The following is an 18,019-nucleotide window of genomic DNA, read 5'->3' as shown; positions in this document are numbered from 1 at the left end:
CCCTTCCGCACGGCCCGCCCCTGCCGTCACGCGCCGCCTGCTCTCCGTCCTCGGCCTGGTGGCCGCGCTGGCCGCCGCCGGCCTGGTGCAGGCGCAGGACGCCAAGTTCATCGTCGTGGCCTCGACCACGTCCACCGAGCAGTCGGGCCTGTTCGGCCACCTGCTGCCGCAGTTCAAGGCCGCCACCGGCATCGAGGCGCGCGTGGTGGCACTCGGCACCGGCCAGGCGCTGGACATGGGCCGCCGCGGCGACGCCGACGTGGTGTTCGTGCACGACCAGGTGGCCGAGGAGAAGTTCGTGACCGAGGGCTTCGGCATGAAGCGCCTGCCCGTGATGTACAACGATTTCGTGCTGATCGGCCCGGCGGCAGACCCGGCCAAGGTGCGTGGCGCCGACATCACCGCGGCGCTGCAGAAGCTGGGCGGGACACCTGCGTCGTTCGTCTCGCGCGGCGACAAGAGCGGCACCCACGCCGCCGAGTTGCGCTACTGGAAGGCGGCCGGTGTCGACCTGGCCGCGGCCAAGCCGGCTGGCTACAAGGAATGCGGCTGCGGCATGGGCCCGGCGCTCAACATGGCCGCCTCCACCGGCGCCTACGTGCTGGCCGACCGCGGCACCTGGCTGAGCTTCAAGAACCGCGCCGACCTGGCCGTGCTGGTCGAGGGCGACAAGCGCCTGTTCAACCAGTACGGCGTGATGGTGGTCAACCCGGCCAAGCACCCGCACGTCAAGCAGGCGATGGCGCAGCAGTTCGCCGACTGGGTGGTCTCGCCGGCCGGCCAGTCCGCGGTGGCGGCCTACAAGATCGGCGGCGAACAGCTGTTCTTCCCGAACGCCGGCAAGTAGCGCCACCCCGCGCCCGTCGCGCCCGAGCGGCGCGCCGAGGGCACCTCCACAGAGACGCCGACGGGCCCTGCCCCCGGCGTCTCGTCGTTCCAGCCTGGAGCAACCCCGGATTTTTCCCTCGACTCCATAGGGTAATACCTGGGTTTCCGCCGTCACGGCGTATGAAGATGATTGCATAAGCCCCGAGTGCGCGCATGTCGTGCTGAGCAGGGCTCACCCCCCACGAGATCCCTGGAGAAGAACGCCATGCAGAAAAGCCTGCACATCAACCCGGAAAAATGCACCGGGTGCCTGCAATGCGAAATGGCCTGTTCCTATGAGAACTACGCCACCTATGCCCCGGCCAAGTCGCGCATCAAGGTGTTCGACTTCCACCACACGGGCCGCAAGGTGCCCTACACCTGCACGCAGTGCGACGAGGCCTGGTGCCTGCACGCCTGCCCGGTGGAGGCCATCACGGTGGACAAGGCCACCGGTGCCAAGGTCGTGAACGAGACCACCTGCGTCGGGTGCAAGGTCTGCACCATCAGCTGCCCCTTCGGCACCATCAACTACGTCCAGGAAACCGGCAAGGTCCAGAAGTGCGACCTGTGCGGCGGCGACCCCGCCTGCGCCACGGCCTGCCCCACCGGCGCGATCACCTACATCGATGCCAACTGGACCGGTCTCAACAAGATGGCGGCCTGGGCTGACAAGCTCGGCAACCAGCCGTCGGTTTAATTAGGAGCACCACATGTCCTGGGCAGGAAAAATCCTTCGCGTCAACCTCACCACCGGCACGGTCAAGTCCGAGCCGCTGAACATGACCTGGGCCAAGCAGTACCTTGGCTCCCGCGGTCTGGCCACCAAGTACTACGTCGAGGAATGCGACGCCAAGATCGATCCGCTGTCGGCCGACAACAAGATCATCTGGGCCACCGGCCCCCTCACCGGCACCATGGCCTCCACCGGCGGCCGCTACACCGTGGTCACCAAGGGCCCGCTCACCGGCGCCATCGCCTGCAGCAACTCGGGCGGCTACTGGGGCGCCGAGCTCAAGATGGCCGGCTGGGACATGGTCATCTTCGAGGGCAAGTCGCCCAAGCCCGTGTACCTGTCGATCAACGACGACGAGGTCGAGCTGAAGGATGCGTCCCACCTGTGGGGCCAGAGCATCTGGAAGACCGAGGAAACCCTGAAGAAGCAGCACCAGGATCCGCTGCTGCGCATCAGCTCCATCGGCCTGGCCGGCGAGAGCGGCGTGCTCTTCGCCGCCGTCGTCAACGACCTGCACCGCGCGGCCGGCCGCTCGGGCGTGGGCACCGTGATGGGCAGCAAGAACCTCAAGGCCATCGCCGTGCGCGGCACCAAGGGCGTGGGCAACCTCGTGAACCCGAAGGAGTTCATGAAGGTCACCTTCGAGAAGAAGAAGATCCTCGCCGACAACGCCGTCACCGGCCAGGGCCTGCCCGCCTACGGCACCCAGGTGCTGATGAACGTCATCAACGAAGTGGGCGCGCTGCCCACCCGCAACCACCGCGACAGCCAGTTCGAAGGCGCCAAGGACATCTCCGCCGAAGCCATGGCCACGCCGCGGCCCACCGACGGCAAGAAGCACCTGGTGACCAACCAGGCCTGCTTCGGCTGCACCATCGCCTGCGGCCGCATCAGCAAGCTCGACCAGAACCACTTCTCGGTCAAGAACAAGCCCGAGTACTGGGGCGCGTCGGGTGGCCTCGAGTACGAATCGGCCTGGTCGCTGGGCGCCGTCAACGGCGTGAATGACCTCGAAGCCATCCAGTACGTCAACATGCTCTGCAACGAGCAGGGCATGGACCCCATCTCCTTCGGCGCCACCATCGCCGCGGTGATGGAGCTGTACGAAATCGGCGCACTCACGAAGGAGCAGCTCGGGGTCGAGGCGCCGTTCGGCTCGGCCCAGGCGCTGGTCGAACTGACCGAGATGACGGCCAAGGGCGTCGGCTTCGGCAAGGAGATCGGCATGGGCTCCAAGCGCCTGTGCGCCAAGTACGGCCACCCCGAGCTGAGCATGAGCGTGAAGGGCCAGGAGTTCCCGGCCTACGACGCGCGCGGCATCCAGGGCATGGGCCTGACCTACGCCACCAGCAACCGCGGTGCCTGCCACCTGCGCAGCTACACCGTGGCCTCCGAGGTGATGGGCATCCCGGTCAAGACCGACCCGCTGGTGTCCGAGGGCAAGCCCGAGCTGGTGATGGCCTTCCAGGACGCCACCGCGGCCTTCGACGCTGCCGGCGTGTGCGTGTTCACCACCTTCGCCTGGGGCCTGGCCGACCTGCAACCGCAGGTGGCCGCCGCCTGCGGCGACGAGTTCACGCTGGAGAACCTGGCCCTGATCGGCGAGCGCATCTGGAACATGGAGCGCGACTTCAACAACCGCGCCGGCTTCACCAGCAAGGACGACACGCTGCCGCCGCGGCTGCTGAACGAGGCCGTCAAGACCGGCCCCGCCAAGGGCCTGGTCAGCAAGCTGCCCGAGATGCTGCCCAAGTACTACGCCGCACGCGGCTGGGACGGCGACGGCCAGCTCACCGCGCAATCGCGCAGCAAGCTCGGCCTCTGACCGTCCCGTTGTCCTGCTGACACCAAGGCGGTTTTCGGACCGCCTTGTCTTTTTGTAGAAGGCTTGTTCGCCATGAAGCATGTGATCCTGGGTGCCGGTCCCGCCGGCGTCATCGCCGCGGAAACGATCCGCAAGCACGCCCCCAACGACGACATCGTGATCGTCGGCGACGAGCCCGACGCGCCGTACTCGCGCATGGCCATCCCCTACCTGCTGATCGGCAAGGTGGGCGAGGAGGGCACCCACCTGCGCCACGGGGCCGACCACTACGGCAAGCTGCGCATCACCCTGAAGCGCGCGCGCGCCACCTCGGTGGACTTGGCCCAGCGCAGCGTGGTGCTCGAGGATGGCTCCAAGCTGCCCTTCGACCGCCTGCTCATCGCCACCGGCTCGTCGCCGGCCACGCCGCCGATCCCGGGCATCAATGGCGCCGGCGTGCACCCCTGCTGGACGCTCGCCGATGCCCGCGCCATCATGGCCCTGGCCAAGCCCGGCGCCCGCGTGCTGCAGATGGGCGCCGGCTTCATCGGCTGCATCATCATGGAAGCCCTGGCCGCGCGCGGCGTCAAGCTGTCGGTCGTCGAGATGGGCGACCGCATGGTGCCGCGCATGATGGGCCCCACCGCCGGCGGCATGATCAAGGACTGGTGCGAGAAGAAGGGCGTGTCGGTCTTCACCGGCGCCCGCGTCGAGGCCATCGATCGGCCCGTCGCGGCCGCGCCCGCCGCCCCGGCGCCCGAGCCCGGCCTGTTCGGCAAGATCGCCCAGGCCGTTGGCCTGGCCTCGCCGCCCGCCCCGGCGCCGGCGCCCGCGGCCCCCAGTGCGCCGATGAGCGTGCGCCTGTCCACCGGCCAGCGCATCGAGGCCGACCTGGTCATCAGCGCCACCGGCGTGCGGCCCAACATCGGCTTCCTCGAACACTCCGGCATCCGCTGCCTGGTGGGCGTGCTCACCGACGAGCACCTGCAGACCAACGTCGAGGGCGTCTATGCCGCCGGCGACTGTGCAGAGGCCTTCGACAAGGTCAGCGGCAAGACCATCGTCAGCGCCATCCAGCCCAACGCCGCCGAGCAGGCGCGCGTGGCGGCGCTGAACATGGTCGGCCGCAAGGCCGAGCTGAAGGGCGTCACCCAGATCAACGTGCTCGACACGCTGGGCCTCATCTCGGCCAGCTTCGGCAACTGGGAGGGCGTGCCCGGAGGCGAGCACGTGGAACTCACCGACCGCGGCGCGGCCGGCGGCGGCCGCCACCTCAGCCTGCAGTTCAGCGGCGATCGCCTGGTGGGCTGCAACTCGGTCGGCTGGACCGAGCACGTGGGCGTGATGCGCGGCCTGGTGGAAGGCGAAGTGAAGCTGGACAGCGAGTGGAAGCAGCGCCTGCTGGCCGATCCCACGCAGCTGATGCCCGCCTACCTGGCCTGTGCCCAGGCGGCACAAAACCCTGCGCATGTGAAGTGACCCAGGCCCTGGCACGCTGCGAGCCGCGATGACCATCTCGATCACCTTCAAGCTCTACGCGAGCCTCACCGACTACCTGCCGCCCGACGCGCAGCGCAGCAACCAGATGCCGATGCAGGTGGCGCCCGACGCCACCATCGCCGACATCGTGGCACCCTTCAACATGCCGCCGAAGCTGGTGCACCTGGTGCTGATCAACGGCGTCTTCATCCCGCCCGAGCAGCGCGCCACCAAGACCCTGGTCGACGGTGACGTGCTGGCCATCTGGCCCCCGATTGCGGGTGGGTGAGCAAGGACACGAAACAGTCCTGAGGACTGTTTCGTGCCTTGCGAACCGGGCGAGCTCCGCGAGCCCGTGGAGAGAAGCATCGACACCACCGCCCTCGTGCCTTGCGAACCGGGCGAGCTCTGCGAGCCCGTGGAGAGAAGCGTCGATGCCACCGGCCCCGTGCCTTGCGAACCGGGCGAGCTCCGCGAGCCCGTGGAGAACCCGCCGTGATGCGTGACTTCCCCCCGCGCTTCGAGCGCGAGCACGGCGCCACCGTGGCCGAATGGCTGGGCTGGCTGCCCGGCGCGGTGCGCGACTGCCCGCTCGACCTGTCCACGCCCAGCCAGGCCCGCATCGGCATCGGCGCCGGCGGCCTCACGCTGGGCTGGCAGGTGCTGCCGCCGCGCAAGCTCGGCCTGGCGCAGTTCCCGCGCCTGCAGGTGGTCTACACCTTCGACGGCCTGGACGACGCCGAGCGCGCTGCGTTCATGCGTTACTTCGATCTGTACATGCAGCGGGGCGGGGGCTGAGCGGCCGATCTTCGGTCAGGGCGTCACCGGCCCGGCGGTGGCGAAGGACTAGTTGTCCGATCGGGATTCGCCGATCGCGGGCGGCGCAAACGGCCCCCACCCCAACAACTCCGCCAGCCGCGTCACCACCCACACCGCCTCGGCCTCGTTGAAGCCCGACTCGGGGGTGCACAGGCCGGCCTGGGTGCGCGACAGCACCAGGTCTTCCGACACGCCCTGGTCGTGGTGCACCGCCTGGCTGTGTTCGACCAGCATCTGGGCCATGTCCTCGCACAGCTCGTAGCGCGCGCGGAACTCCGACATCGGCAGCGTGAGGCGGCCGCGCGCGTCGGCATGCACGGCGTGAAACGAGGGCGGGATGTGGATCTGGTACTCGTCGGTGGTCATGCGCGGTTGTACCGCAGGCGCGGCCCCCCTGCCGGTGCCATGCGCCGACCTGACCCGGCCGCAGGGTGCCCGGCGGTGCCCGGTCAGGCCACGCAGCCCGCCGCCGCGCCGCTCTGCTCGCGCACCATCACCGGCTCGGGCACGCGGTAGCCGTAGCGCACGGCGGTGAGCTCGGCCAGGATGCTCACGGCGATCTCGGGCGGCGTGCGGGCGCCGTTCTTCAGGCCCACCGGGCCGTGCAGGCGGTCGAGCTGGGCCTCGGTGAGGCCGAAATGCTCGATCAGCCGGGCGCGGCGCTTGGCCTGGTTCGCGCGCGAGCCGATGGCGCCGACGTAGAAGGCCTCGCTCTTCAGCGCCTCCATCAATGCCAGGTCGTCCAGCTTGGGGTCGTGCGTCAGCGCGATGATGGCGGTGTGGCCGTCGGGCTGCAACTCGGTGACCGTGTCGTCGGGCATCGAGCGCAGCAGCGTGGCGCCGGGCACGTCGAAGCCGGTGGCGTATTCCTCGCGCGGGTCGCAGACGATGACCTGGTAGTCCAGCGCGGTGGCCATCTGCGCCAGGTACTGCGTCATCTGGCCGGCGCCCACGATCAGCAGGCGCCAGCGCGGGCCGTGGTGGGTGGTGAGCGCGGTGTTGGTGAGCTGCAGTTCGTCGGTGGTGTCGGCCGGCTGAAGGTCCACCGCGCCGGTGGCCAGGGTCAGCACGCGCCGCACGCGCTCGCCGCGCGACAGCCGGGCCAGCAGGTCATCGAGCCGCGTGTGCGGCAGCACCGGTTCGAGCACCAGTTCGATCATGCCGCCGCAGGGCAGGCCGAAGCGATGCGCGGTGTCGGCGTCGATGCCGTAGCGCACCACGTCGGGCACACCAGTGGCCAGTGCGCCGGCGCGGGCCTTGTCGACCAGGTCGTCCTCGATGCAGCCGCCCGAGACCGACCCGGCCACCAGCCCGTCGTCGCGGATGGCCACCGACGAGCCCGGTGGCCGCGGGGCCGAACCCCAGGTGCGCACGATGGTGCCCAGCACCACGCGGTGGCCGCTGGCCTGCCACTGCGCCACCTGGCGCAGCACGTTGAGATCGACGTTGTCCATGGCGACAAGTTAGCGCGGCGCGACCGGCACCGCGATGCTTGGGTTTCCCTTATGAAGCGGGAAGCATACGACGCGGCGGCCGGCCCCGCTATGCGCGCGCCTTCATAGGGGAAAGCGGTCTTTGCGCACCGGGCGCGCGCACCGCAGCATCGCCTTCTTGCGTGTGATCACACATTTCGAGGAGACAAGAGGCATGGGCATGAAGATCTCGCTGACCGTCAATGGCGCGTCGGTCACGAAGGAATGCGAACCCCAGACGCTGCTGGTGGAGTTCATCCGCGAGACGCTGCGCCTGACCGGCACGCACGTGGGTTGCGACACCGCCCAGTGCGGCGCCTGCACGGTGCACGTCGACGGCAAGGCCGTGAAGAGCTGCAACATGCTCGCCACCCAGGCCCAGGGGACGAAGGTCACGACGATCGAAGGCCTGGCGGCGGCCGACGGCACGCTGCACCCGATGCAGGCGGCCTTTCGCAGCTGCCACGGCCTGCAATGCGGCTTCTGCACGCCCGGCATGGTGATGAGCGCGGTCGACCTGGTGCAGAACCACGGTTGCCACAGCGAAACCCAGGTGCGCGAGGCGCTGGAAGGCAACCTCTGCCGTTGCACCGGTTACCACAACATCGTCGCCGCCGTGCAGCAGGGTGCTGCCGCCATGAAGGCCTGAGGAGACACGATCCATGAACGCACGCCAAGGTTTCATCGGCCAGAACGTCGAACGGCGCGAGGACGCGCGCTTCCTCACCGGCAAGGGCCAGTACACCGACGACATCTCGCTGCCCGGCCAGACCTACGCCTGGTTCCTGCGCTCGCCCTATGCGCATGCGCGCATCAAGTCGCTCGACACCACGGCGGCCGCCGCGGCCGAGGGCGTGCTGGGCGTGTTCACCGGCGAGCACTTCAAGGCCGTTGGCGGCCTGCCCTGCGGCTGGCTGATCAACAGCCTCGACGGCTCGCCGATGAAGGAGCCCAAGCACCCGGTGCTGGCCGGATTCGAAGGAGGCAAGGTGCGCTACGTCGGCGACCGCGTCGCGATGGTGGTGGCCGAAACGCTGGAACAGGCCAAGGCCGCCGGCCAGCTGATCGAGGTCGACTACGACGAGCTCACCCCGGTGGTCGACGGCGCCAAGGCCATCGGCGCCCCGGCGGCGGTGCACGACGAGGCGCCCGACAACCGCTGCTACCAATGGGGCATCGGCGACAAGGCCGGCACCGAGGCCGCCATCGCCGGCGCCGCGCATGTCACCACGCTCAGCTACCGCAACAACCGGCTCATCCCCAACGCGATGGAGCCGCGCTGCGCCAACGCCAGCTACGACCCCAACGCCGACAACTACACGCTGTACGTCGCCAACCAGAACCCGCACGTCGAGCGGCTGCTGATGTGCGCCTTCGTGCTGGGCATCCCCGAGCACAAGATGCGCGTGGTGGCGCCCGACGTGGGCGGCGGCTTCGGCAGCAAGATCTTCCTGTATGGCGAAGAAACCGCGATGGTCTTCGCCTCGAAGATCGTCAGGCGCCCCATCAAGTGGACCTGCGACCGCAGCGAGGCCTTCCTGTCCGACGCGCACGGCCGCGACCACGCCACCACGGTAAAGCTGGGGCTGGATGCCAACGGCAAGTTCGTCGGACTGCAGGTGCACACCACCGCGAACCTGGGCGCCTACCTGTCCACCTTCGCGTCGTCGGTGCCCACCATCCTGTACGCTACCCTGCTGGCCGGCCAGTACGCCACGCCCAAGATCTACTGCGAGGTGAACGGCGTGTTCACCAACACCGCGCCGGTGGACGCCTACCGCGGTGCCGGCCGGCCCGAGGCCACCTTCGTGGTCGAGCGCATCGTCGAGACCGCGGCGCGCGAACTGGGCATCGACCCGGCCGACCTGCGCCGCCGCAACTTCATCACCACCTTCCCCTACGCCACGCCGGTTGGCCTGACCTACGACACCGGCGACTACGAGGCGACGATGGGCCGCGCCATCGAACTGGCCGACGTGGCCGGCTTCGAGGCGCGCAAGGCCGCCAGTGCGGCCAAGGGCCTGAAGCGCGGCCTGGGCTACTCGGCCTACATCGAGGCCTGCGGCATCGCGCCGTCGTCGGTGGCCGGCGCGCTGGGTGCCCGCGCGGGCCTGTTCGAAGCAGGTGAAGTACGCGTCCACCCCACCGGCAAGGTGACCATCTTCACCGGCAGCCACAGCCACGGTCAGGGCCACGAGACCACCTTCGCGCAGGTGGTGGCCGACAGGCTGGGCATCCCGATGGACGACATCACCATCGAGCACGGCGACACCGCCAAGGTGCTGTTCGGCATGGGCACCTACGGCAGCCGCTCGTTGGCCGTGGGCGGCACCGCCATCGTCAAGGCGGTCGACAAGATCATCGCCAAGGGCAAGAAGATCGCGGCGCACCTGATGGAGGCCTCAGACGCCGACGTCATCTACGAGGGCGGCGAGTTCAAGGTGGCCGGCACCGACAAGAAGGTGCCCTTCGCGGCCGTCTCGCTCACCGCCTATGTGCCGCACAACTTCCCGCACGACAAGCTCGAGCCGGGCCTGAACGAGAACGCCTTCTACGACCCCAGCAACTTCACCTACCCCGCGGGCACCTACATCTGCGAGGTGGAGGTGGACCCCGCCACCGGCCACACCCGCATCGACCGCATGACCGCGGTGGACGACTTCGGCAACGTCATCAACCCGATGATCGTGCACGGCCAGGTGCACGGCGGCCTGGCGCAGGGCATCGGCCAGGCGCTGCTGGAGCACGGCGTGTACGACGACGAGACCGGGCAGCTGCTCACCGGCAGCTACATGGACTACGCCATGCCGCGGGCCGACGACCTGCCCAGCTTCAACGTCGAGACCGCCAAGGGCACGCCCTGCACCCACAACCCGCTCGGCGTGAAGGGTTGTGGCGAGGCCGGCGCCATCGGCTCGCCGCCGGCGGTGATCAACGCCATCTGCCACGCCCTGGGCGTGAAGGACGTGCCGATGCCCGCCTCACCCTACACTGTGTGGAAGGCGGCGCAGGCCGCCGCCCGCTGAAGAACCTCGAAGGAAACCCCCACGCCATGCAAGCCTTCGCCTATTCCAATCCGTCCACCGTCGCCGAGGCCGCCAGCGCCGCCAAGGCCTCGGGCGCCAAGATCATCGCCGGCGGCCAGTCGCTGCTGGGCGCCATGAAGCTGGGCCTGGCCGCGCCCGACGCGCTGGTCGACCTGGGCGCCATCGCCGAGCTCAAGGGCATCACCGTGGCCAATGGCGCCGTGCGCATCGGCGCCGGCACCACCCACGCCACCGTGGCGGCCAGTGCCGAGGTGGCGCGGGCCATCCCCGCGCTGGCCGACCTGGCCAGCCACATCGGCGACCGCCAGGTGCGCAACCGCGGCACCCTCGGCGGCAGCCTGGCCAACAACGACCCGGCCGCCTGCTACCCCGCGGCCGTGCTGGGCCTGGGTGCCACGGTGCACACCAACACCCGCACCATCGCCGCCGACGATTTCTTCAAGGGCCTGTACGAGACCGCGCTGGCCGAGGGCGAGATCATCACCGCGGTGAGCTTCCCGATCCCGGCCAAGGCGGCGTGGCAGAAGTTCAAGCAGCCGGCCTCGCGCTTCTCGATCGTCGGCGTGTTCGTCAGCCAGGGGCCGCAGGGGACGCGGGTGGCCGTCACTGGCGCCGGGGCCGGCGTGTTCCGCGCCAAGGGGCTGGAAGCCAAGCTGTCCGGCAACTGGTCGGCGGCGGCGCTGGACGGCGCCACGGTGAGTGCCGACGGCCTGGCCACCGACCTGCACGGCTCGGCCGAATACCGCGCGGCGCTGATCCCGGTGCTGGCCCGGCGCGCCGTGGCCGCCAGCTGAACCGTTTTCGTTTTCTGAGACAGTGAGAACGCCGCACGCCGTGCGGCGTTCTTCTTCGGACCGGCCGTGACCGACACCTCGCTCCCCACCCGCATCGACGACACGCAGGCGCGCCTGCTCGCGCACGACTACGTGGCCGACCGCCAGCTGGCCACCTGCGTGCACCTGGCGCTGCGGCTGCAGCGGCCGCTGTTCCTCGAAGGCGAGCCGGGCACCGGCAAGACAGAGATCGCGCGCACGCTGGCGGCCATGCTGGGCCGGCCGCTGATCCGCCTGCAGTGCTACGAGGGTCTCGACCTCGGCCAGGCCGCGTACGAGTGGAACTATGGCCGGCAGATGATGGAGATCCGCCTGGCGGAATTGCAGCCCCCTGGAGGCCTGTGGTCTCCTCCCCCCGAGGGGGGGCAGCCCGACAGGCAGAGCCAGATCGGGCTGGCCGCCAACGCCCACCGCGACGCGCTCGCCGCCGAGCTGTTCTCCGAGCGCTTCCTCACCAAGCGCGCGCTGCTGCAGGCCATCGACCCCGCCAACCCGGTGCCGCCGGTGCTGCTGATCGACGAGCTCGACCGCGCCGACGAACCCTTCGAGGCCTTCCTGCTCGAAGTGCTGTCCGACTTCCAGATCACCATCCCCGAGCTGGGCACGGTCAAGGCGCTGGTGCCACCGATCGTCGTGCTCACGTCCAACCGCACGCGCGAGATCCACGACGCCGTCAAGCGCCGCTGCCTGTACCACTGGGTGGGCTTCCCCGATGCGGCGCGCGAGCTGCAGATCCTGCAGCGCCGCGTGCCCGGCGCCGGGCCCGAGCTGGCGCGGCAGATCGTCGCCTACGTGCAGCGGCTGCGCGAGATCGAGCTGTACAAGCTGCCCGGCATCGCCGAGACCATCGAGTGGACCCGCGCGCTGATGGAGCTCGATGCGCTGGTGCTCGACCCGGTGGTGATCCAGGACACGCTGGGCGTGCTCCTGAAGTACCAGGACGACATCGCCCGCATGCAGGGCAGCGAGGCGGCGCGCTTGCTCGACCAGGTGCGTGAGGACCTCCGCGTGGTGACCTGACCCAGTCATGCGGATCGGGCCCTCGTCCACCGGCCGGCTGGCCGAGAACGTCATGCACTTCGCCCGCGTGCTGCGCAGCGCGGGCATGCCGGTGGGCACCGACCGCGTGCAGCTGGCGCTGCAGGCGCTGCAGGTGGCGGGGCTGGAAAGCAAGCGCGAGTTCCACGCCGTGCTCACGGCTTGCCTGCTCGACCGTGTGGAGCACCGCGAGCTCTTCGACCAGGCCTTCGTGCTGTTCTGGCGCGACCCCGACCTGATGGGCCGCATGCGCGCGCTGATGCTGCCCAAGGTGCAGCTGAAAGAGGGTGCCACGCCGCCGCCGCCCGAGAACCGGCGCCTGGGCGAGGCGCTGTTCCCGCACCAGCCCAACCAGCCACCGCCCGAGCCCCGGCAAGAGCAGATCGAGCTCGACGCGCAGCTCACCTGGAACGACCGCGAACTGCTTCGCAAGGCCGATTTCGACAGCATGACCGCCGACGAGTGGCGCCAGGCGCAGCGCCTGCTGGCGCAGTTGCGGCTGATCTTCGAGCCCCTGCCCACCCGCCGCACCCGGCCGGCGGCCCACCCCGGCCGCGCCGACTGGCGCGCCACGATGCAGGCCATGGCGCGCCACGGCGGCGAGCTGTGGGACATGCGCTGGCGACAGCGCCGCAGCCGCCCGGCGCCGCTGGTGGTGCTGGCCGACATTTCCGGCTCGATGAGCCGCTACTCGCGCATGCTGCTGCACTTCGCGCATGCGCTGGGCCATGCGGACGCGCGCGTCGAGAGCTTCGTCTTCGGCACCCGGCTCACCCGTACCACGCGGCTGCTGAAGAGCCGCGACCCCGACCTGGCCGTCGGCCAGGTGGTGCGCGCGGTGGAAGACTGGTCGGGCGGCACCCGCATCACCACCAGCCTGCACGAGTTCAACCAGCGCTGGGCGCGCCGGGTGCTGTCGGGCCAGGCCACGGTGCTGCTGATCAGCGACGGCCTCGAACATGGCGACACGCAGGCGCTGGGCTTCGAGATGGAGCGGCTGCACAAGAGCTGCCGCCGCCTGATCTGGCTGAACCCGCTGCTGCGCTTCGATCGGTTCGAGCCGCGCGCCGGCGGCATCAAGGCCATGCTGCCGCACGTCGACCGCTTCCTGCCCGCGCACAACCTGCAGAGCCTGGGCGAACTGGTCGACGTGCTGTCGCGCCACGACGTGCCGCAGCGCGCGCCTCACTGATCCACCCCTTCGAACCGTCCGCCCACGCTCCCGCCCGCCACCCAGGACAATCGCCCCATGGAACTCACGAATCAGCAGACCCTGCCCGTCGGCCAGGCCCACGCCTGGGAGGCCCTCAACGACATCTCGCTGCTGCAGGCCGCCATCCCCGGTTGCGAGGGCATCACGCCCACCGGCGACAACCAGTACGAGGTGCTGGTGATGGCTGCCATCGGGCCGGTGAAGGCTAAGTTCAAGGGCAAGCTGCAGCTCGAGAACCTGCAGCCGCCCACCTCGTACACCATCCGCTTCGAGGGCCAGGGCGGCGCGGCCGGCCACGGCAAGGGCCACGCCGACATCCGGCTCGAATCCGCCGGCGCCGCCCAGACGGTGCTGCACTACACCGCCCACGCCAGCGTCGGCGGCAAGATCGCGCAGATCGGCTCGCGCCTGGTCGACATGGCGGCGCAGAAGATGGCCACCGAGTTCTTCGAGACCTTCAACGCCAGGCTGCAGGAGCGCTATGCCGTGGTGGCCCCGACCCCGGTGGCCGAGCCCGCGCCGGCCGGCCTGTTCGCCCGCCTGGTGGCCTGGCTGAAGCGCCTGTTCGGTGGCTGAGTCCGGTGCATTGCCTCGGCCTCGGTTCATGAACGGTCCGCACCCCGGCGAGGTGGCACGGTGAAGGCCCGCGGCGTCCACCTGCAGTACAGCTTCGAGGCCGACGGCCAACGCGGCGCGGCCGTGCACAACCCGCTGTTCGACCTGCTCTCGGCGCTGCACGAGCACGGCTCGATCCAGCACGCCGCGCGCGCCATGGGCGCGTCGTACCGCCACGTGTGGGGCGCGCTCAAGCGCTGGGAAGAGACCCTCGGCGAACCGCTGGTCACCTGGACCAAGGGCCAGCCGGCGCGGCTGACGCCGTTCTCCGAGCGCTTGCTGTGGGCCGAGACCCGCGCCCGCACGCGGCTGACGCCGCACATCGAGGCGCTGCGCGCCGAACTCGAGCGCGTGCTGGCCGAGGCGCTGGACGGCTCGCAGCACGTGCTGACCATCTTCGCCAGCCACGACCTGGCCCTGCCCGCGCTGCGCGACCTGGCCAGCCAGCAGCACGGGCTGCACATCGAGCTGCGCTTTGCCGGCAGCGTCGATGCGCTGCAGGCGCTGGCCGCTGGCCGCTGCCTGGTCGCCGGCTTCCACGTGCCACCGCTGCGCGGCGGCTCGCCGCTGTTCGCCAAGGCCATGAAGCCGCTGCTCAAGCCCGGCCTGCACAAGCTCATCGGCTGCCTGCGCCGCACCCAGGGCCTGATGGTGCAGCGGCAGAACCCGCTGCGCCTGCGCGGCCTGCCCGACCTGGTGGGCAGCGGCGCACGCTTCGTCAACCGGCAGGCCGGCTCGGGCACGCGCCTGCTGATGGACCACCTGCTGTTCGAGCAGAACATCGAGGCGGCCTCGATCGCGGGCTACGACGGCCCGGCCGAGCACAGCCACGTGGCCGTCGCCGCGGCCATCGCCAGCGGCGGCGGCGATGTCGGCCCCGGCATCGAGGCCGCGGCCACGCAGTTCGGGCTCGATTTCATCCCGCTGGTGTCCGAGGATTACTTCCTGGTCTGCCTGAAGGACGCGCTGGATCACCCGGCGGTGCAGAAGCTGCGCCAGGCGCTCGAAGACCCGGCGTGGCCGCGCGCGTTGGCCCGGCTTCCGGGTTACCAGGCGCAACAGTCTGGCGAGGTGCTGTCGCTCACCCAGGCCCTGCCGTGGTGGCATTTCAGGGTGCCCAAGGCCACGGCCTGAGCTCGCTGCGGGGCCATGCCCCCGCCGTTTACATCCCGGCCGCCGCCGCGCAATACTGCACACCCTGCGGGGAGCATCGATGTCCGAGCGCCGCCCGACGCCAGGAGGCGCCATGTCCAGTCTGCGCGATTTCGACGACTCCACGCTGTGGCGCATCAGCGCCTATGAACGCCTGCGGGCCGAGACCGGCCACAGCGGCTTCGCCCGCCTGAGTGCCAACACCGCGCTGCCCACCACGCTGACCGCCGAGCTGACGCAGCTGTCGCAGATGAACCGCGAGAACGATGCGCTCGAGGTGCTGGCCGCCTGCGTGCGGCAGCGCGACAGCGCCCTGCTGTTGCTTCGCCACCGCGACCTGGTGTGGCCGCTCACCGTGTTCCCGCAGCGCGACCTCTACCACCTGCCCCGGCCGCTGATCCCGTCGATGGAGTCCGGGCACCACGACCTGAAGGTCATCGCCGTCGAACCCCCCGGCCTGCGCCCGCCAGGCCACCTGATGCACGAGCGCGTCGCCGACGGCCCGGGCTACCGGCCGCTGCTGCCCCTGCTGTGGGCCTTTGCGCTGCATGCGCCGCGCACCACGCTGCTGGGCGACATCGCCGGCCGTGCCGCCTATCGCCTGGCGGCCTCGTTCCCGCGCGAGGCCACGCCGCTGCCCGGGGCACTGGGGCCGGCGCTGCAGCGCCTGCGCACCGAGATCGCCTCGCTGGCCGACATCGCCCGCTGGCCGGGCATGGACCGCGAACGCGCGGCCCGCCTGCTCAACGGGGTCTACCTGCAGGGCGGGCTGATGGTGCTGCGCACCCACCCCGCCGCGCGCGAGGCGCCGGGCAACGGCCACCGCCTCGCCGACTGGTGGCGCAGCGGGCGCTGACCGCGCTGCCCAGCGGCCCGGCGGTGCGGGTGCCGCCGTGCGCGGCGGGTCGCGGCAGCCGCCCGTCCTGGCCGGGCCGGGTCGCACCCGGGCACGGCTCACCGCGGTTCTAGGGAGTGTGCGGCCGGCAGGCCCTGCGCATCATCGCGCCCGGGGCCCATGGGCGCGCCGGCCCGGCGCGGGCGGCCCCGCCAATCCGCCCCGAAAGGTCTTGTCGATGCCCTGCCATCCCCTGCCCAACGCCGCGCGCCGCCTGGCCGCCCTGGCGGTGGCCCTGTCCGCCACGCTCGCCGTGGCCGACGAGGGCCCGCGCCATCCGTCGTCGTTCGCCGTGGTGTTTTCTGCCTGCACCGAGTTCGCCGGGCTGGCCCCGGTGCCGCTGGCGTCGGCGCAGGGGCGCCTGCCGGCGGGCTACACGCCGGCCAGCATGGGCCCCGGCCTGGCCGGCTTCGTGGCCCGCGCGGCGCGCTGCGAGCGCGTGTCGGTGGATGGCGGCCCGGCCGAGCCGGCCAGCGTCTCGCACATCGGCATCAACCTCGTGGCGCCCGACGGCACCGGCGACATCAACAACTACACGCTGATGTACGTGACCGACAGCGCCCGGCTGGCGGCGCGCCTGCGCGGCGTCGGCCTGCCGGTGCGGCTGGACAAGGGCCTGGTCTACGAGGTCAACCCGGCCGGCGCCGGCCTGCGGCTGTATGCGCAGGTGGATGCCGGGCGCGACGGCGTCTACGTGCTCGAAGGCCCGGTCACCGACCCGGTTGCGGGCAGCGAGTTTCCGTTCCTGGCCAACTGGTGGCACAGCAGCCGCGCCGGGCGGCTGAAGATGTCCACGCAGATCCCGGCCATCGGCTTTGGCCCCACCGACGTGGCGCTGCTCACCGCCCGGGCCTCGACCCCGGGTGAGCTGATCGGTGCCAACCGCACGCTGTTCCCGCTGCTGTCGGTGCGCGGGCGTTTTGCGCAGGCGGTGATGACGGTGACGCTGGCGCGTTGATCGGCACCGCGGCGCGCGCTCAGCGCGGGTCGTCGATCGGGGCCGGCGCGCCGCCCGTCACGCGCGCCAGGCAAGTGCGGTAGCGCTGCTCGCAGCGGTCGGCGAACCAGGCGGTGGTGAGCTTGCGGCTGATCTTGGGGCTGTTCAGTTCGATGTCGGGCAGGCGCTCGCGCTCGGGCTGCAGGCCGCGCTGCTCGGCCAGCGCATGCAGGCGCAGGTAGGTCGGCGAGCGCTCGAACTCGAAGCGCTTTTCCAGCCGCAGGTCGCGTTCGATCTGCGCCGGCGACAGGTCCAGCCCGCGCAGCGCGACCAGGGCGCGCCAGGCCTGGCTGGGGTCGGTGCGCACCGGCAGCGGCTCGCTGCCGCGGTAGCGCAGCAGGTCGCCGTCCAGCGCGATGCGCTGCCCCGTCAGCTGCGCGAGCAGCGCCTGCACCGCGGCGTTGCGGCTGGCGTAGCGCCCGGCGTTGTAGTCGGCAAAGCGCGAGCGCATGCGTTGGTACGAGACCGGATAGTCCAGCAGCATCGCCGCGCCGAAGTACAGGCCGCCGCGGCGCTTGAACACCTCCTCGCGCGCGCTGCCGTGCGGCGTCCAGGGGTAGCGCGCGTCGCGCAGCTGCTGGTCGGCGAAGGCGATGCTCACCTGGGTGGAGCCCCCGGTGCGCACCGGGTTCTGGCCGTCGAACAGGCGCTCGCCGAAGGGGATCTCGCGGATCATGTCCTCGAACAGATCGGACAGTTCGCGCTCGGTGCGCAGCCGGTCCAGCCGCTGGCGGTAGCTGCGGCCGTCGGGCGAGGTCTTCAGCAGCGCCAGGTCGAACACCGGCTTGGGGATGCCGAAGCGCTCGCGCTTGCGGTCGAGCTCGCGCTGCGCGATGGCCGACAGCTTGGCCACCGGCGGATCGGCCTGCCAGGTGGATTCCTGCTCGACCACCGCCGCCAATGCGCACACCTTGTGTGGCAGCGCGGGGATGCCGAGTGCCGCAAAGGCGGTGCCGATGTCGCTGGCCCAGAGGGTGCGCTGCGCCAGTTGGGGCGGCAGGGCGCGCAGCGCCAGCGCGCGCACCTCGCCGGCATCGACCAGCGGGGGGGCA

General features: G+C 70.7%; 18 protein-coding genes. 15 read left to right on the top strand and 3 right to left on the bottom strand.

Annotation, left to right across the window (positions count from 1 at the left end; all coding sequences use genetic code 11):
* Positions 1-37: 37 nt before the first annotated feature.
* From EOINJALH_RS12220 to EOINJALH_RS12195, 6 genes are all read left to right on the top strand, one after another.
* On the top strand, positions 38-847 hold the full coding sequence (locus EOINJALH_RS12220) for a substrate-binding domain-containing protein (protein WP_088280636.1): 810 nt from the start codon (positions 38-40) through the stop codon (positions 845-847).
* Positions 848-1,093: 246 nt separating this feature from the next.
* Positions 1,094-1,567, top strand: a complete 474-nt coding sequence (locus tag EOINJALH_RS12215) for a 4Fe-4S dicluster domain-containing protein (protein WP_088280635.1) — start codon at positions 1,094-1,096, stop codon at positions 1,565-1,567.
* Between the two features lie 13 nt (positions 1,568-1,580).
* Complete coding sequence (locus EOINJALH_RS12210; RefSeq protein WP_088280634.1) at positions 1,581-3,428, top strand: aldehyde ferredoxin oxidoreductase family protein; 1,848 nt, start codon at positions 1,581-1,583, stop codon at positions 3,426-3,428.
* 72 nt (positions 3,429-3,500) lie between these two features.
* Entirely contained in the window at positions 3,501-4,886 is a 1,386-nt protein-coding gene (locus tag EOINJALH_RS12205; RefSeq protein ID WP_088280633.1) for an NAD(P)/FAD-dependent oxidoreductase, read from the top strand.
* A 34-nt stretch (positions 4,887-4,920) separates the two neighbouring features.
* On the top strand, positions 4,921-5,175 hold the full coding sequence (locus tag EOINJALH_RS12200) for a MoaD/ThiS family protein (protein WP_088280640.1): 255 nt from the start codon (positions 4,921-4,923) through the stop codon (positions 5,173-5,175).
* A 209-nt stretch (positions 5,176-5,384) separates the two neighbouring features.
* A complete protein-coding gene (locus EOINJALH_RS12195; protein WP_088280632.1) occupies positions 5,385-5,684 on the top strand; it encodes a hypothetical protein in 300 nt (99 codons plus the stop codon).
* A 48-nt stretch (positions 5,685-5,732) separates the two neighbouring features.
* Here EOINJALH_RS12195 and EOINJALH_RS12190 read toward each other — a convergent pair whose 3' ends face one another.
* Complete coding sequence (locus EOINJALH_RS12190) at positions 5,733-6,071, bottom strand: hypothetical protein (protein ID WP_088280631.1); 339 nt, start codon at positions 6,069-6,071, stop codon at positions 5,733-5,735.
* Positions 6,072-6,154: 83 nt separating this feature from the next.
* Entirely contained in the window at positions 6,155-7,159 is a 1,005-nt protein-coding gene (locus EOINJALH_RS12185) for an XdhC family protein (RefSeq protein ID WP_088280630.1), read from the bottom strand.
* A gap of 193 nt (positions 7,160-7,352) precedes the next feature.
* On the opposite strand from EOINJALH_RS12185, the gene EOINJALH_RS12180 reads away from it, so the two are divergent.
* The 9 genes from EOINJALH_RS12180 to EOINJALH_RS12140 all read left to right on the top strand — a co-directional run bounded on the left by EOINJALH_RS12180 (position 7,353) and on the right by EOINJALH_RS12140 (position 16,928).
* Positions 7,353-7,826: a (2Fe-2S)-binding protein gene (locus EOINJALH_RS12180; protein WP_088280629.1), complete on the top strand. Its 474-nt coding sequence runs from the start codon at positions 7,353-7,355 to the stop codon at positions 7,824-7,826.
* Positions 7,827-7,839: 13 nt separating this feature from the next.
* On the top strand, positions 7,840-10,203 hold the full coding sequence (locus EOINJALH_RS12175) for a xanthine dehydrogenase family protein molybdopterin-binding subunit (protein WP_088280628.1): 2,364 nt from the start codon (positions 7,840-7,842) through the stop codon (positions 10,201-10,203).
* Positions 10,204-10,229: 26 nt separating this feature from the next.
* Positions 10,230-11,018 carry a xanthine dehydrogenase family protein subunit M gene (locus tag EOINJALH_RS12170; protein WP_088280639.1) on the top strand — a complete coding sequence of 263 codons (789 nt, stop codon included), beginning with the start codon at positions 10,230-10,232 and terminating at the stop codon, positions 11,016-11,018.
* A gap of 66 nt (positions 11,019-11,084) precedes the next feature.
* A complete protein-coding gene (locus tag EOINJALH_RS12165; protein ID WP_199873341.1) occupies positions 11,085-12,077 on the top strand; it encodes a MoxR family ATPase in 993 nt (330 codons plus the stop codon).
* Between the two features lie 7 nt (positions 12,078-12,084).
* Positions 12,085-13,287, top strand: a complete 1,203-nt coding sequence (locus EOINJALH_RS12160; RefSeq protein WP_088280627.1) for a VWA domain-containing protein — start codon at positions 12,085-12,087, stop codon at positions 13,285-13,287.
* Positions 13,288-13,344: 57 nt separating this feature from the next.
* On the top strand, positions 13,345-13,884 hold the full coding sequence (locus EOINJALH_RS12155) for a CoxG family protein (protein ID WP_088280626.1): 540 nt from the start codon (positions 13,345-13,347) through the stop codon (positions 13,882-13,884).
* 60 nt (positions 13,885-13,944) lie between these two features.
* Positions 13,945-15,057: a substrate-binding domain-containing protein gene (locus EOINJALH_RS12150; RefSeq protein WP_088280625.1), complete on the top strand. Its 1,113-nt coding sequence runs from the start codon at positions 13,945-13,947 to the stop codon at positions 15,055-15,057.
* A 112-nt stretch (positions 15,058-15,169) separates the two neighbouring features.
* Positions 15,170-15,931 (top strand): hypothetical protein, encoded by a 762-nt coding sequence (locus EOINJALH_RS12145; protein WP_088280624.1) that lies wholly within the window; start codon positions 15,170-15,172, stop codon positions 15,929-15,931.
* A gap of 217 nt (positions 15,932-16,148) precedes the next feature.
* Positions 16,149-16,928, top strand: a complete 780-nt coding sequence (locus tag EOINJALH_RS12140) for a hypothetical protein (protein WP_088280623.1) — start codon at positions 16,149-16,151, stop codon at positions 16,926-16,928.
* A 19-nt stretch (positions 16,929-16,947) separates the two neighbouring features.
* Here the strand turns inward: EOINJALH_RS12140 and EOINJALH_RS12135 are convergent.
* Positions 16,948-18,019, bottom strand: a 1,072-nt coding sequence (locus tag EOINJALH_RS12135) for a DUF1615 domain-containing protein (RefSeq protein ID WP_144289991.1), incomplete at its 5' end; no start/stop codon positions are given.

This window comes from Ideonella sp. A 288, assembly GCF_002198735.1.
Classification (GTDB): domain Bacteria; phylum Pseudomonadota; class Gammaproteobacteria; order Burkholderiales; family Burkholderiaceae_C; genus Pseudaquabacterium.
The sequence above is the reverse complement of the archived record's forward strand: the minus strand, read 5'-3'. Positions and strand labels throughout refer to the sequence as shown.

Excerpts from the sequence above, each read along its gene's own strand:
- EOINJALH_RS12175 (WP_088280628.1), top strand. The coding sequence starts at position 7,840 with ATGAACGCACGCCAAGGTTTCATCGGCCAGAACGTCGAACGGCGCGAG.
- EOINJALH_RS12185 (WP_088280630.1), bottom strand. The coding sequence starts at position 7,159 with ATGGACAACGTCGATCTCAACGTGCTGCGCCAGGTGGCGCAGTGGCAG.
- EOINJALH_RS12190 (WP_088280631.1), bottom strand. The coding sequence starts at position 6,071 with ATGACCACCGACGAGTACCAGATCCACATCCCGCCCTCGTTTCACGCC.
- EOINJALH_RS12170 (WP_088280639.1), top strand. The coding sequence starts at position 10,230 with ATGCAAGCCTTCGCCTATTCCAATCCGTCCACCGTCGCCGAGGCCGCC.
- EOINJALH_RS12180 (WP_088280629.1), top strand. The coding sequence starts at position 7,353 with ATGGGCATGAAGATCTCGCTGACCGTCAATGGCGCGTCGGTCACGAAG.
- EOINJALH_RS12140 (WP_088280623.1), top strand. The coding sequence starts at position 16,149 with ATGCCCTGCCATCCCCTGCCCAACGCCGCGCGCCGCCTGGCCGCCCTG.
- EOINJALH_RS12210 (WP_088280634.1), top strand. The coding sequence starts at position 1,581 with ATGTCCTGGGCAGGAAAAATCCTTCGCGTCAACCTCACCACCGGCACG.
- EOINJALH_RS12160 (WP_088280627.1), top strand. The coding sequence starts at position 12,085 with ATGCGGATCGGGCCCTCGTCCACCGGCCGGCTGGCCGAGAACGTCATG.
- EOINJALH_RS12155 (WP_088280626.1), top strand. The coding sequence starts at position 13,345 with ATGGAACTCACGAATCAGCAGACCCTGCCCGTCGGCCAGGCCCACGCC.
- EOINJALH_RS12215 (WP_088280635.1), top strand. The coding sequence starts at position 1,094 with ATGCAGAAAAGCCTGCACATCAACCCGGAAAAATGCACCGGGTGCCTG.
- EOINJALH_RS12195 (WP_088280632.1), top strand. The coding sequence starts at position 5,385 with ATGCGTGACTTCCCCCCGCGCTTCGAGCGCGAGCACGGCGCCACCGTG.
- EOINJALH_RS12205 (WP_088280633.1), top strand. The coding sequence starts at position 3,501 with ATGAAGCATGTGATCCTGGGTGCCGGTCCCGCCGGCGTCATCGCCGCG.
- EOINJALH_RS12145 (WP_088280624.1), top strand. The coding sequence starts at position 15,170 with ATGTCCAGTCTGCGCGATTTCGACGACTCCACGCTGTGGCGCATCAGC.